Genomic DNA, 13,269 nt, shown 5'->3' with positions numbered 1-13,269 from the left:
GAAATGTGAGGCGAAATTTACCGCGATGCATCGAATAACGAACACGGGCCGCGTCAATCTCGGACACCTGTTTTGGCTTCGCAGCCTGGCAATCATCGGTCAATTGGTGACAATTGCCGTCGTACAGGCGTTTTACGGCGCGCATCTCCCGTTAGCTGCCATGCTGACGATTATCGCGCTCGAGATATTGTTCAACGCCCTGACATGGATACGCGTCGCGCGCGCGCAGCCCGAAACGAACCTTGAATTGTTCGGACAACTCTGGGTGGATCTCGGCGCGCTGTCGGCGTTGCTGTTCCTGAGCGGCGGCGCCACGAATCCGTTTGTCACGCTCTATCTGCCTTCGCTCGCTATTGCGGCCGCCGTGCTGCCGTGGCGCCTGATGGGCTGGCTCGCGTTGTTTGCCGTCGCCTGTTATTCGCTCCTGACGTTCAGCTACGTGCCGCTGAACATGGAAGACCCGCTGAATTTATTCGAATACTTCCGCATCGGGCTGTGGGTGAACTTCATGGTCAGCGTGGGGTTGATCGGCTGGTTCGTGGCGCGGATGTCACGCGCGCTGCGAGCGCGGGATTTTGCGCTGGCCGACGCCCAGGAGCGGCTTCTGCGCGACGAGCGTGCCGTTGCGCTGGGCGTTCAGGCGGCCACGGTCGCGCATGAAATCGGCACGCCGTTGTCCACCATCGCCATGTTGAGCGAAGAATTACGTGATTCCGCTCGCCACGACCCGCATCTCGCCCCGTATTCCGCCGATATCGAACTCCTCGAGCAGCAAATGACGTTATGCACGTCCGCGCTCGCGCGCCTGCGCAGCCGTGCGACCGGGCCTGCGCCGCGGCAACCGCTGGATGACTGGCTGCATGGGTTTGTCGAGCAATGGCGGTTGCGCCATCCGCACGTGCGTTTCGAGTTGATCGAAGCGGAAGAGCAAAAACGCGCCGGACTGTTTCTGAGCGATCCCGTCGCGGTGGGGCAAATCCTGACCATTCTGCTGGATAATGCGGCGCGGGCCAGCCGCGATTCGGTGACGCTCACAACGTCGGCGAGCCGGCATCTTGGCGAGCCTGTGATTCAATTCGATGTCCGCGATCAGGGCGCCGGCATTCCGGCGGCATTGCGGGGATCGCTCGGTGCAATGCCCGTCGACAGCACGCAAGGCGGCCACGGCGTCGGCTTGTATCTGGCATTCTCGGCAGCAACGCGGCTTGGCGGGTCGATCGAGCTTACGCCGGCCAGCCCGCACGGCACGCACGCCATCTTGCGTCTCGCCGATACAAGCGCCCCCGAATCGCGGGAAAAAGCAGCAAGGACGGGCCGCGGCGGCGTCGCCGGTTCCGTCACCACGGAGAAAAGAGCATGAGCGATACAAATTTTTTGGTCATCGACGACGATGAGGTTTTCTCGGGCATCCTCGCGCGCGGTCTGACGCGCCGCGGCTATACGCCGCATCAGGCGCACGACGCCGCCACGGCGCTGAGATTGGCGAACACGCAGAAGTTCGGGCAGATCACGGTCGATCTGCATCTCGGCAATGATTCCGGGCTGACGCTGGTTGCGCCGTTGCGCGACCTTCAGCCCGACGCACGGATTCTTGTGCTGACGGGTTACGCGAGCATCGCGACGGCGGTCCAGGCGGTGAAAGACGGCGCGGATAACTATCTGGCCAAGCCGGCGAACGTCGAGACAATCCTGTCCGCGCTGCAGGAGGAAGCCAGCGAGCAGACCGCCGAGGAGGCTATCGAGCACCCGGCGCTGCTGTCGGTCGCACGACTGGAGTGGGAGCATATCCAGCGTGTGCTGGCCGAGAACAGCGGCAATATTTCAGCCACGGCGCGGGCGTTGAACATGCATCGGCGGACACTGCAGCGCAAGCTGGCGAAGAAACCCGTGCGGCAATAAACGTTCTGTAGAACGTATAAGGGCGGCTCACCATTCCAGCACCTTCCTGGAATGGTGAGCCGCCCTTTTTTCTAACTGGACCTTTGCCGGGGCCGCCTGCCGGGTTGCGTTGGATTACAGCACGTAGCGCGACAAATCTTCATCTTCGGCTACGTCGTTCAACGCTTTGTCGACATATGCGGCATCGATTTTCACGGGGTGTCCCGCGTGATTGCCCGCGGCGAACGACACTTCCTCGAGCAGTTTTTCGATCACGGTATAAAGCCGCCGCGCACCAATATTCTCCGTCTTCTCGTTCACCGAAAACGCGATTTCGGCCATCCTGCGAATACCTTCCGTGCTGAACTCCAACTGAACGTCTTCGGTTGCCAGAAGCGCCGTGTACTGCTTCACGAGGCTGGCATCGGTGGTATTCAGGATGGACTCGAAGTCTTCCACGGACAGGGAATCCAGCTCGACGCGAATCGGAAAACGCCCTTGCAGTTCGGGGATCAGGTCGCTCGGCTTGGCCAGATGGAACGCACCGCTGGCGATAAACAGGATGTGATCGGTCTTGATCATCCCGTATTTCGTGTTGATGGTTGTGCCTTCCACCAGCGGCAGCAGGTCGCGCTGCACACCGGCCCGCGACACTTCCGCGCCCCCCGTCTCGCTGCGCGACGCGATCTTGTCGATCTCGTCCAGGAACACGATGCCGTTCTGCTCGACGTTCTGAATGGCCTTCGTCTTGACCTCTTCATCATTGAGCAGCTTGCCGGCTTCTTCGTCGGTGAGCATCTTCAGCGCGTCCTTGACCTTCACCTTGCGCTGCGTCTTCTTGCCGCCGCCGATATTCGCGAACATGGAACGGATCTGGTCGGTCATTTCCTCCATACCCGGCGGCCCCATGATGTCCATGGTCGCTTGTGGCGCCTCAATGTCGATCTCCACTTCCTTGTCGTCGAGCAGGCCCTCGCGCAGACGCTTGCGGAACGTCTGGCGCGTGCTGTTCGTGCTGTCGTCGGGCAACTCCGCGGTGCTGAAACCCGCCGTCGGCCGTGCGCTCGGCAGCAGGATGTCAAGGATCCGGTCCTCGGCGCGGTCAATGGCGCGTGAACGCACTTTGCGCATCTCGCTTTCGCGCGTCTGCTTGACCGAAATTTCGATGAGGTCACGCACGATGCTGTCCACATCGCGACCCACGTAGCCGACCTCGGTGAACTTCGTTGCTTCGATCTTGATGAACGGCGCGTCGGCGAGTTTCGCCAGACGCCGTGCGATTTCCGTCTTGCCGACGCCGGTCGGTCCGATCATCAGGATGTTTTTCGGCGTGATTTCCTGGCGCAGCGGTTCGGCGACTTGCTGACGCCGCCACCGGTTGCGCAACGCGACGGCGACCGCTTTTTTCGCGCGGCCCTGGCCGATGATATGTTTATCGAGTTCCGAGACGATCTCGGCGGGAGTCATGGTGGTCATCGTTGGTCCTTGTCCTGTGCTCGCGAATTCGCGAAAGCGGAGTTACTCGATCGTCTCGATGACGCGATTGTGGTTCGTATAAATGCACATATCGCCGGCGATTGTCAGTGCCTTTTCGACGATATCGCGCGGCGAGAGTTCGGTGTTTTCCGTGAGCGCCTGCGCCGCGGCCTGCGCATATGCACCGCCCGAACCGATCGCGCAAATGCCGTTTTCCGGATCGAGCACGTCGCCGTTACCCGTGATGACGAGCGTGGTTTGCGCGTCTGCGGCAATCAGCATGGCTTCCAGCCGGCGCAGCATGCGGTCCGTGCGCCAGTCTTTTGCCAGCTCGACGGCGGCGCGCGTCAGGTTGCCCTGGTGTTTTTCCAGCTTGGCTTCGAAGCGGTCGAGGAGTGAAAACGCGTCGGCCGTGCCGCCCGCGAAACCGACCAGGACCTTGCCGCCATAGATCCGGCGCACTTTCTTCGCGCCGCCTTTCATCACGATATTGCCAAGCGTGACCTGGCCGTCGCCGCCGAGGGCGACCTTGCCGCCGCGTCGCACAGAGACGATGGTCGTGCCGTGAAATTGTTCCATGTGCAATCCTTTGAAAGCGGAGTGGGCGCGGCAGCCGGTTGACCTGTCTGCCGCCGGGGAATCCTTGAGGGAGGGGAAGAGCCCGGCTGCGCTGCAACGTTGCGCTCTAACCGACTCTCGCCATGCCCGCGCCACTGGCGCGCGTCCAGTTCATTTTAGGGCGCTGCGGAATTTATCAAGGCGCTTCTTGTGGCATCTTGTGCGCGACGGCACCTGAGGCTTGCCCGCCTTGCGGAATAAGCGTCGCCGGCGGCAAAACGGTGCGCAAAAACAAAAAGGCACACGATTTTCGTGTGCCTTTTTGTGCTTTCAAGCGTTTTTCAATCTCTTCGATACCCAAATCCGGGTCGGCAGGTTTCCCGCTGCGGCCGTGACCGCAGCGCTTGCTGCTTCGGCAGATCAGTCGCCGAACAGCTTCTGGCGCAGTTCGCGTCGTTCCTGCGCTTCGAGCGAGAGCGTCGCGGTCGGGCGCGCGATCAGGCGGGGAATGCCGATCGGCTCACCCGTTTCCTCGCACCAGCCGTAGTCGCCAGACTCGATACGCGCCAACGACTGCTGCACTTTCTTCAGCAGCTTGCGTTCGCGGTCGCGCGTGCGCAGTTCGAGCGCGTGCTCTTCCTCGATCGTCGCGCGATCAGCCGGGTCCGGAACGATGACGGTTTCCCGCAGGTTTTCCGTCGTCTGGCCCGCATTCTTGAGAATGTCGGCCTGCAACTGTTCCAGTCGGACCCTGAAGAACGCGAGTTGATCCTCGTTCATGTAATCCTTGTCGCCCATCTTCAGGATTTCGTCTTCGGTCAACAATCGTTTCGTCGTCATCTGGCTTGCTTCTTCAATGTGGGGCGATGTTGTTCGCCATCTTCGCGGTCGCTCGCCGCGCTCGCCGCCGCTGTTGTCCGGATTACCCGCACTTCAGCGATACTCGCCAACAATTACTACTGCATGCACTTACTACGCCAAACGGGCTGCGACTCCCGTGGCGCTTGACGGCGCCACGCGGGGCCGATGCATCTGGACCACTGCATCCAGACCGCGCATCCAAACCGATTCGTCTGGATTGATTTTCAAGCGAATCGACCGGTGCCCGATGTTCGGAACAACACCATACCTTTCACTTTCACTCTCTCGCCTGGGGCTTGCGAAACCACAATGGGCGTTGCGCGCGGCGCTGGCGGGAGCGCTTTTCAAACCCGCTTTGCAGTCACTTCGGTGGCACTCGCGCCGGGCTTTGTAGTCAAGGCTGGACGGAGTACCGGCTTCTCCAGTGGGGCTGTATTGTAACTGAATCGCAAACGTGTACGACACCTGAGCAAAACACTGGCCCGATTCGTTCGTTATCTCAAAAATATAACGCGCTGACGTTTAAAAAGCGATGCTTCTTGGTGGGCGTGAACACATATTGCAACGACGCTCATGGCGACACGCCCCCGCTGCCAAAGGCGCAGCGATTTTAGCCTCGCCAACGTGTCGCAACGGTTGCGCTTCAGGAGAGAAATAGCGAGAACTATGCCAAAAACGGAGGTTTTCGGATGGTGTGGGCGGCGCGAAGCCTTAAAGGGCTCCGCGCTTCGCTGGTTTCAGCTTCTTCAGCGTCTTTGATCAACCGGGATCAGACCAGGCAGGCCGTCAGCCCGTCGATGATCAGGTCCTGCGGCAGCTCAATGCCAATGAACACCATCTTGCTGTTCTTCTTTTCGATGGGCTGCCATTTCGCGGCAAGATCGCTGCCCATCATCTGATGCACGCCCTGGAACACGACCTTGCGATCGACGCCCTTCATATACAGCACGCCCTTGTAGCGCAGCAGGCGTTCGCCGTAGATCTGCAGGATGCCGCCGAGGAAATCCTCGAGCCGGTTCGGATCGAACGCGCGGTCGCTGCGGAATACAAACGACTTGATCTTGTCGTCGTGGTGCGCATGGTGGTGGTTCGCGTGGCCATGCTCATGGTCGTGGCTGTGATCGTGGCCGCAGGTGGCGTGGTCGTGATCGTCGTCGTGCGCATGGTCATGTCCGGCGTGATCGTGAGCGTGATCGTCTTCCGCCAGGAAATCCGGGTCGATTTCAAGCTTCGAATTCAAATTGAAGCCGCGCAGGTCGAAGATTTCCTTGATGTCCGCATCGCCGAAATTCACCACTTTGATCGCGGCGCGCGGGTTCATGTGAACCAGGCGGTGCTTCAGTGCGTCGAGCGCGGCGGCGTCGACCAGATCCGACTTCGTGATGAACAGCCGGTCCGCAAACCCCACCTGGCGCTGCACGACTTCGTGCTCGTCGAGCTGATGGTTGGCGTGCTTGGCGTCGACCAGCGTAATGATGGCGTCAAGCAGGAATTCGTCCGCGATGGTGTTGTCCATGAAGAACGTCTGAGCGACCGGGCCCGGATTCGCGAGGCCGGTTGTCTCGATCACCACGCGATCGAAGTTCAGCGTGCCGGCCTTCTTGCGCTCGGCGAGATCTTCCAGCGCGCGCGCCAGGTCACCGCGGATCGTGCAGCAGATGCAACCGTTGCTCATCTGGATGATCTGCTCGTTCGTTTCCTGGACGAGGATCTCGTTGTCAATATTCTCTTCGCCGAACTCGTTCTCGATCACGGCGATCTTCATGCCGTGCTGGTCGTTCAGGATGCGCTTGAGCAACGTGGTTTTGCCGCTGCCCAGAAAGCCGGTCAGGATGGTAACGGGAATCATGGTGGTCGCCCTGTTCTTTAAAGTCGAAGGATCGTGCGGCATGTTTTCGGGCTACGGGCGTGGCCCGCGGCGGCTGCGCTAATGCTCGAAAACATGCGGTCGGTCGATTATTGAAACATATTTGTCAAGCGGACGCTCTGTGCTCACCGGAACGCGCGCTGTCCGAAGCGCTCAACTATGGGCGATCAGGCGATTTGCAACAATAGGCCTTTCAGGTATTCCCCTTCGGGAAACGCGGTTAAAAGCGGGTGATCGACGCCCGCGCCAAGGCGCTTCAGGATACGCGCATCGACTTTCGCGTCGGCCGCGGCCCCCGCCACGATCTTCTGGAACAGATCGGCGTCAATGGCGCCCGAGCAGGAATAGGTGAACAGCAGGCCGCCCGGGCGCAGCAACTTGAAGCCGGTCAGGTTGATGTCCTTGTAGGCGCGCGCGGCGCGGTCCACGTGTTCGCGCGACGGCGCGAACTTGGGCGGATCAAGCACGATCAGGTCGAAGCGTTCGCCTTCTTCATGCAAGCGGCGCAGGGTCTTGAACGCGTCGGCGTCGAGCCATTCGGCGCGTTGCGGGTCGAAACCGTTCGCCGTGACGTTTTGCCGGGCGAGCGCCAGCGCGTCGCCGGAGGAGTCGATCGACACTACGCGTTTCGCGCCGCCTTTCAACGCAGCCAGCGAAAAACCGCCCGTGTAGCAGAAGCAGTTGAGGACGTCGCGGTCACCGGCGTATTCGCGGACAAGCGCGCGGTTGTCACGTTGATCGACGTAGAAGCCGGTTTTATGGCCCCGTTCGACGTCGATGTGATACCGCACGCCTCCCTCATTCGCGATCAGGGTGGCAGGCGGCGGATCACCCGCCAGCACGCCGGTGATCTGCTCGAGTCCTTCCTTCTGGCGAATGGACACGTCGGAGCGTTCATAGACATTCGGACAGCCGGTTGCGCCGATCAGCGCCTTCACGATCGGCTCTTTCCAGTGTTCCACGCCGGTCGCCATGAATTGGCAGACCAACTGGCCACGCCGGCTTTCATCGTCCGCAATGTAGTAATCGACAATCAGGCCTGGCAGTCCGTCAGCCTCACCGAAAATCAGCCGCGTGGCGCCGGTGTCGCGCACCATGGTTTGCCGGTGCGCGATCGCCCGCTGCACGCGCCGCTTGAAAAACGCGTGATCGATTGGCTCGGTCTCGTCGAAGCTCCAGACGCGCGCGCGAATCTGCGAGACCGGGCTGTACGACGCGCGCGCCAGGAAACGCCCGTCGTGAGCGCGGATCAGCACGGTTGCGCCGGGCGCGGGTTTGCCTTCCATGTGTTCAATTGCGTTTGCATAGATCCACGGATGGCGGCGCGCGAGCGACTTGTCTTTCGCCGGTTTCAGCGTAATGGTGTTCATGCGGGGCTTCGGTGAAAGCGCTAACTCGCCTGAGGGAAGTGAACGCTGTGGAGGTATCGGACCGCGGTTTTATGAGCAGCGAGCGAATCTGGCTGTTACGCCGGATTCGCACCGCGTCGGCCATTTTTCAGGGTGCAGCGGCATACCCGCAACGTCTTGCTTGCGGCCGTGCTTGCTTAATCGCGTTTTTTTGCGCGCGGATGCGTCTGGTCATAGACGCGTGCCAGATGCTGGAAATCGAGCGACGTATAAACCTGCGTGGCTGTGATACTGGCGTGGCCGAGCAGCTCCTGCACGGCCCGAAGGTCGCCGCTGGATTGAAGCACGTGCGTGGCGAACGAATGCCGCAACACGTGCGGATGCACGTTCGACGGCACGCCGGCCAGCAGCGCCATGCGTTTCACGCGGTCACGCACCACGTTCGGCGACATCCGGTTACCGCGCACGGACAAGAACAGCGCGTGTGGATCGTCCTTTACAAACTGCCCGCGTACTTCAATCCAGGCGCGCAACGCTGTAATTGCCTTGCTGCCCACCGGCACTGACCGCCGCCGGTTTCCCTTGCCGAGCACATTGACTTCGGTGCTGGCGAGGTCGAGCCAGCCGGCCGACGAATACCCTTCGGATTGCACGAAATGCACATCCAGCCCGACGAGTTCGGCGAGCCGCAGGCCGGACGAATAGAACAGTTCGAGTATGGCGTGGTCCCGTAGAGCCTCGGGCGTGTCGGCTTGCGGCGCTTCCATCAGCGCATTGGCGTCGTCGACGGAAAGCGCCTTGGGCAGGGACTTCGCGCGTTTCGGCGCGCGCACGGTCGCCACCGGATTGGCCTGCATTTCAACCTGTTCCGCCAGCCATCGATAAAACGCCCGCCACGCCGATAACCGATGCGCAATGGAGCGTGCCGATAACCCGCCGCCGTGAGCGCGTGCTACGGCGCCGCGCATGTCGGCGGCGGTCAGCGACTCCAGCGCCCGGCCGTTGGCCAGCTTCTTCAGCTCGTCAAGTTCGTGTGTGTATCCGCGCAATGTATGTTCCGACAACCGCCGCTCGTGCTCGAGCATCGACAGATAGGCGTTGACCGGATCGTCGGTCATGTCAGTGGGGCAGCAAGCGGCTGAGCGCGGCGCTGGCAAGCGTGCCGATCTGCGTGAGGAAGTCGGTGGCCATGCCCTCGTGGAACCTGCGCGGATCGGGCGAACCCATGACCAGCAAGCCAAACGCGGGCGCTTCCGGACCGGCCACCGGATCGCGCAAGGCAATCAGCGCGATGGATTCGGTTGTGTTCGCTGTGTCTACGACACCATCTGTTGTAGCCGAGGCCACGGAGACCGAACTCGCCGATGTCAGCCATTGGGCTGCCTCGAAGCCGGTATTCGACCCGCAATACGGCGTGCTCAGGCTGCTTGTGAAGGAGCGGACTTCCTCACTCGTGGTCCGCGCGAATTCGGCTTGCGCGTAGGGTTCAGCGACATCCCACACCCGTAGCGCGGCTTGCGGCACCTCGAAGATTTCGCACAAGCCGGCCGGGATGGTCTTCGGTAGCGCATGCGGATCGCGTTCGGACATCACGCGAATGGTCCATCGATGAAACTTCGCAGCGATGCTGTCGTTCTCATGCCCGTACCGCAGCAGTTCGGCCAAGCGGCGTTCGATCTGTTTGTTCTTGTCGCGCAGCATTTGCATCTGGCGCTCTTGCAGCGACACCGCGGACTTGCCATGCGGATTGGACAGCCGGATTGCACCCAGCAACTCGGCATGCTCGGCAAAGAAATCAGGATTGGCGATCAGGTAGTCGGCGACTTCACGTTCGTTCATGGTATCGGGCAGCATCGGGTTCCTGACGGTCAGTCGGCGTTAGCGAGTTTGGGATCAAGCTCGATCTCGCCTTCGAATACAGTGGTGGCGGGGCCAGCCATGAAGAGCGGCGCCGCGTCGTTGTGCGCACCCTCCCAGGCGATGGTCAGCACACCGCCATGAGTCTCGACCTGCACCGGCGAGTCGAGCAGACCGCGACGGACACCCGCCGCAACCGCTGCGCATGCACCTGTGCCGCACGCCAGCGTTTCGCCCGCGCCGCGTTCGAAAACGCGCAGCTTCACCGTGCCGCGATTCACGATCTGCATGAATCCCGCGTTCACCCGCTTCGGAAACCGAGGGTGATGCTCGATCACCGGTCCTTCGATCAGCACCGGCGCGTTTTCCACGTCGGCCACGATTTGCACGGCGTGCGGATTCCCCATGGATACCACCGAGACCCAGCGTATTTCACCTTGCACGTCGAGCGGCCACAGCGTGTCGGCGCTCTCCGTGCGGCCTTGCAAACCTTCCGCGTTGAAGGGTACCAATGCGGGTTCGAACTCCGGGCGGCCCATGTCCACCACGACGTCGCCGTTCTCCTGCATGGTCAGCACGATCACGCCGTGGTGAACCTGAACCCGGACGCTCGATTTGCTGGTGAGGCCCCGGTCGCGCACGAACTTCACAAAGCAGCGCGCGCCGTTGCCGCAATGCTCGACCTCGCCGCCGTCGCAATTGAAGATGCGGTATTTGAAATCAACGCCTTCAATGTCCGGTTTTTCGACCAGCAGCAACTGATCCGCGCCGACGCCAAAATGCCGGTCCGCGAGCGCGCGCACCTGCGCGCCGCTCAAAGAGAGCGGTTTGGAGTAGCCGTCGAGCACGACAAAGTCGTTGCCCGCGCCGTGCATTTTGGTGAATTCGAGTTTCATGGCGCTATTGTAAGTGACATGCTGCAAGGGCATGCACTAGACCTGATGGGGGATGAGTCCGGGCTTGTGCGGCGATTCGGCCGTCGTTTCCCGGACACCCGGATGCCTCAATAACTCAATAAAAGCCCGGTTCGCCCGGCGGCCGCGTCTTGAAGCGCTTGTGCACCCAGTAGTACTGCTCCGGCATGAGCCGGACCTGTTCTTCGAGGAACGCGTTCATGCGGCGGGCGTCGGCGGCATCGTCTCCGGTCGGGTAGTTGTCCCAGGGCTTGAATACCCGCAGCTTGTAGCCTTTGTAGTTCGGCAGCACTTCGCCCACGAACGGCATGATTTGCGCGTGGCCGGTCTTGGCCAGGCGGCCCACCGCCGTCAGCGTGCACGCATGCACGCCGAAAAACGGCACGAAGGTGGAGTTGCGCATGCCGTAGTCCATGTCGGCGCCGAGCATGACGGGCTTGCGATCGCGCAGCCAGCGCAGCACGATCCGCGCACTGTCCGCGCGGCTTGCCATTTCGGCATCGAAACGGCCACGCTGTTTCTTCGCTATATCGTCGAGCGCTTTGTTCGACATCGGCTGATACAGAGATCCGCAGGGCCTGTGCAGCGAGTAGTTGATCCACACCGAAGCTGCCTCGATCGCGACGAAGTGAAAACCGAGCAGCAACGTGGGCGGCATGTCCGGATCGAGGAGGTCGACTTCGCTGTCCACCTGGATCAGCTTGGCGAGCTTCTCCTCGGAGCCGAACCATTGGACGCTGCGCTCCACGTAACTGCGGATCGCGTGCCGGAAATGCTTCTGTGCGACTTCTTCCCGGCGCTCGGGCGTCCACTCGGGGAAACACAGGCCGAGATTGATATGCACGATTCGCTTCCTGTGGCTCGGGACTTGATAGAGCAGCCAGCCGAGACCGTCACCGAAACGTGCGGTGATGCCATAGGGAATGCGGGCGAGCAGCTTCAGGAAGCCCACCGCCAGCGCGACGCCAATGCGACCTAACATGTGACGCTCCCATGGGTCCGGAAGAAGAGGGTTTTTCGGTTTTGCCGGGGAGCGTTCCGGACGTGACGGCGGTGAGGGCTAGGGTATTTCTGGGATGGCAGCAAACGTTCGGCTCTGTGACAAATTTGAGAAGCCGCTATAATAAAACCTTCGCCGAGTTAATGGACAACTTGCGGGGCGAAGCTGGATGGCGCTTAACGGCGCTTTCCGGACCATGTTTTCCGCTAAAGCGTCGCCGCTTCAGACTCCAAACGAAGTCGGCTACGTGAGCAACTTACCCGTACTCAAATGGAGTCTGAAGCGTGTCAAACGATTACTTCTTTACCTCTGAATCCGTCTCCGAAGGCCACCCGGACAAGGTCGCCGACCAAATCTCCGACGCCATCCTTGACGCCATCCTGGCGCAGGACAAGTATTCGCGCGTCGCGGCCGAAACCCTTTGCAATACGGGTCTCGTGGTCCTCGCGGGCGAAATCACCACGCAGGCGAACGTCGACTACATCCAGGTCGCGCGTGACACCATCAAGCGCATTGGTTACGACAACACGGAATACGGCATCGACTATCGCGGTTGCGCGGTGCTCGTCGCGTATGACAAACAGTCGCGCGACATCGCTCAAGGCGTGGACGCAGCTCATGACGACAACCTCGATCAGGGCGCAGGCGACCAGGGGCTGATGTTCGGCTACGCATGCGACGAAACGCCCGAGCTGATGCCGCTGCCGATTCACCTGGCACACCGGCTGGTCGAGCGTCAGGCGAACCTGCGTCGCGACGGCCGCCTGAACTGGCTGCGTCCGGACGCGAAGTCCCAAGTGACCGTGCGTTATGTCGACGGCAAGGCGCATAGCATCGACACCGTCGTGCTCTCCACGCAACACGCCCCGGACATCGAACTGAAGGCGCTGCGTGAAGCCGTGATCGAAGAGATCATCAAGCCGGTCCTGCCGGCCGACCTGATCAAGGGCGACATCAAGTTCCTGGTGAATCCCACCGGACGTTTCGTGATCGGCGGTCCGCAAGGCGATTGCGGATTGACGGGCCGCAAGATCATTGTCGATACCTACGGCGGCGCGGCGCCTCATGGCGGCGGCGCGTTCTCGGGCAAGGACCCGTCGAAGGTGGACCGCTCGGCAGCCTACGCCGGCCGTTATGTCGCGAAGAACATTGTCGCGGCGGGGCTCGCTACGCGTTGCCTGATCCAGGTGTCGTACGCAATCGGCGTGGCGCGTCCGACTTCGGTCATGGTCAACACGTTCGGCACGGGCCGCGTGCCGGATGCAAGGATCCAGGAACTCGTGCTCGAGCATTTTGACCTGCGTCCGAAGGGCATCATCCAGATGCTCGACCTGCTGCGTCCGATCTATGAGAAGTCGGCAGCGTACGGCCACTTCGGCCGTGAAGAGCCGGAATTCTCGTGGGAAGCCACGGACAAGGCGCTGCTGCTGGCCGAAGCTGCCGGAACGGAACCGGTTGTTGAAATCGCCTGAGTGTCTGGTTTGAATGATTAAAAAGCCCGCTGAGCGT

At 61.2% G+C, this 13,269-nt stretch carries 13 protein-coding genes; 3 read left to right on the top strand and 10 right to left on the bottom strand.

Features of this window, described 5'->3' with window-relative positions; translation table 11 throughout:
- The first annotated feature begins 25 nt into the window (after nt 1-25).
- Complete coding sequence (locus tag AWB69_RS03960; protein WP_062082349.1) at nt 26-1,360, top strand: ATP-binding protein; 1,335 nt, start codon at nt 26-28, stop codon at nt 1,358-1,360.
- A complete protein-coding gene (locus tag AWB69_RS03955) occupies nt 1,357-1,899 on the top strand; it encodes a response regulator transcription factor (protein WP_047895363.1) in 543 nt (180 codons plus the stop codon). Before AWB69_RS03960 ends, AWB69_RS03955 begins: the two co-directional genes overlap by 4 nt.
- A 114-nt stretch (nt 1,900-2,013) precedes the next feature.
- Here the strand turns inward: AWB69_RS03955 and hslU are convergent, their stop codons facing one another.
- The 10 genes from hslU to AWB69_RS03910 form a co-directional block, all read right to left on the bottom strand.
- Nucleotides 2,014-3,354, bottom strand: a complete 1,341-nt coding sequence (hslU, locus tag AWB69_RS03950) for an ATP-dependent protease ATPase subunit HslU (protein ID WP_062082347.1) — start codon at nt 3,352-3,354, stop codon at nt 2,014-2,016.
- A 42-nt stretch (nt 3,355-3,396) separates the two neighbouring features.
- Entirely contained in the window at nt 3,397-3,933 is a 537-nt protein-coding gene (hslV, locus tag AWB69_RS03945; protein WP_062082345.1) for an ATP-dependent protease subunit HslV, read from the bottom strand.
- Nucleotides 3,934-4,108: 175 nt separating this feature from the next.
- Nucleotides 4,109-4,273: a hypothetical protein gene (locus AWB69_RS47460; RefSeq protein ID WP_156528728.1), complete on the bottom strand. Its 165-nt coding sequence runs from the start codon at nt 4,271-4,273 to the stop codon at nt 4,109-4,111.
- A 59-nt stretch (nt 4,274-4,332) separates the two neighbouring features.
- Entirely contained in the window at nt 4,333-4,752 is a 420-nt protein-coding gene (dksA, locus tag AWB69_RS03940; protein ID WP_062082343.1) for an RNA polymerase-binding protein DksA, read from the bottom strand.
- A 790-nt stretch (nt 4,753-5,542) separates the two neighbouring features.
- Complete coding sequence (locus AWB69_RS03935; protein WP_062082340.1) at nt 5,543-6,622, bottom strand: CobW family GTP-binding protein; 1,080 nt, start codon at nt 6,620-6,622, stop codon at nt 5,543-5,545.
- A gap of 185 nt (nt 6,623-6,807) precedes the next feature.
- Nucleotides 6,808-8,010 (bottom strand): class I SAM-dependent rRNA methyltransferase, encoded by a 1,203-nt coding sequence (locus AWB69_RS03930; protein WP_062082338.1) that lies wholly within the window; start codon nt 8,008-8,010, stop codon nt 6,808-6,810.
- A gap of 176 nt (nt 8,011-8,186) precedes the next feature.
- Entirely contained in the window at nt 8,187-9,107 is a 921-nt protein-coding gene (gene xerC, locus AWB69_RS03925; protein ID WP_062082337.1) for a tyrosine recombinase XerC, read from the bottom strand.
- A gap of 1 nt (nt 9,108) precedes the next feature.
- The gene (locus AWB69_RS03920; RefSeq protein ID WP_062082498.1) at nt 9,109-9,828 is read right to left on the bottom strand and encodes a DUF484 family protein; all 720 of its coding nucleotides are present in this window, start codon (nt 9,826-9,828) and stop codon (nt 9,109-9,111) included.
- Between the two features lie 29 nt (nt 9,829-9,857).
- A complete protein-coding gene (dapF, locus tag AWB69_RS03915; protein WP_062082500.1) occupies nt 9,858-10,742 on the bottom strand; it encodes a diaminopimelate epimerase in 885 nt (294 codons plus the stop codon).
- A 115-nt stretch (nt 10,743-10,857) separates the two neighbouring features.
- A complete protein-coding gene (locus AWB69_RS03910) occupies nt 10,858-11,742 on the bottom strand; it encodes a lipid A biosynthesis lauroyl acyltransferase (RefSeq protein WP_062082335.1) in 885 nt (294 codons plus the stop codon).
- Nucleotides 11,743-12,044: 302 nt separating this feature from the next.
- On the opposite strand from AWB69_RS03910, the gene metK reads away from it, so the two are divergent.
- The gene (gene metK, locus AWB69_RS03905; RefSeq protein ID WP_062082332.1) at nt 12,045-13,232 is read left to right on the top strand and encodes a methionine adenosyltransferase; all 1,188 of its coding nucleotides are present in this window, start codon (nt 12,045-12,047) and stop codon (nt 13,230-13,232) included.
- The last annotated feature ends 37 nt before the right edge of the window (nt 13,233-13,269 follow it).

Source organism: Caballeronia udeis (genome assembly GCF_001544555.2).
Classification (GTDB): Bacteria; Pseudomonadota; Gammaproteobacteria; order Burkholderiales; family Burkholderiaceae; genus Caballeronia; species Caballeronia udeis.
The sequence above is the reverse complement of the archived record's forward strand: the minus strand, read 5'-3'. Positions and strand labels throughout refer to the sequence as shown.

Bases quoted from the DNA above. Each gene is read 5' to 3' on its own strand.
- AWB69_RS03910 (WP_062082335.1), bottom strand. From the start codon at position 11,742: ATGTTAGGTCGCATTGGCGTCGCGCTGGCGGTGGGCTTCCTGAAGCTG.
- AWB69_RS03960 (WP_062082349.1), top strand. From the start codon at position 26: ATGCATCGAATAACGAACACGGGCCGCGTCAATCTCGGACACCTGTTT.
- AWB69_RS03930 (WP_062082338.1), bottom strand. From the start codon at position 8,010: ATGAACACCATTACGCTGAAACCGGCGAAAGACAAGTCGCTCGCGCGC.
- AWB69_RS03920 (WP_062082498.1), bottom strand. From the start codon at position 9,828: ATGAACGAACGTGAAGTCGCCGACTACCTGATCGCCAATCCTGATTTC.
- dapF (WP_062082500.1), bottom strand. From the start codon at position 10,742: ATGAAACTCGAATTCACCAAAATGCACGGCGCGGGCAACGACTTTGTC.
- hslU (WP_062082347.1), bottom strand. From the start codon at position 3,354: ATGACCACCATGACTCCCGCCGAGATCGTCTCGGAACTCGATAAACAT.
- AWB69_RS03935 (WP_062082340.1), bottom strand. From the start codon at position 6,622: ATGATTCCCGTTACCATCCTGACCGGCTTTCTGGGCAGCGGCAAAACC.
- dksA (WP_062082343.1), bottom strand. From the start codon at position 4,752: ATGACGACGAAACGATTGTTGACCGAAGACGAAATCCTGAAGATGGGC.
- xerC (WP_062082337.1), bottom strand. From the start codon at position 9,107: ATGACCGACGATCCGGTCAACGCCTATCTGTCGATGCTCGAGCACGAG.
- AWB69_RS03955 (WP_047895363.1), top strand. From the start codon at position 1,357: ATGAGCGATACAAATTTTTTGGTCATCGACGACGATGAGGTTTTCTCG.
- hslV (WP_062082345.1), bottom strand. From the start codon at position 3,933: ATGGAACAATTTCACGGCACGACCATCGTCTCTGTGCGACGCGGCGGC.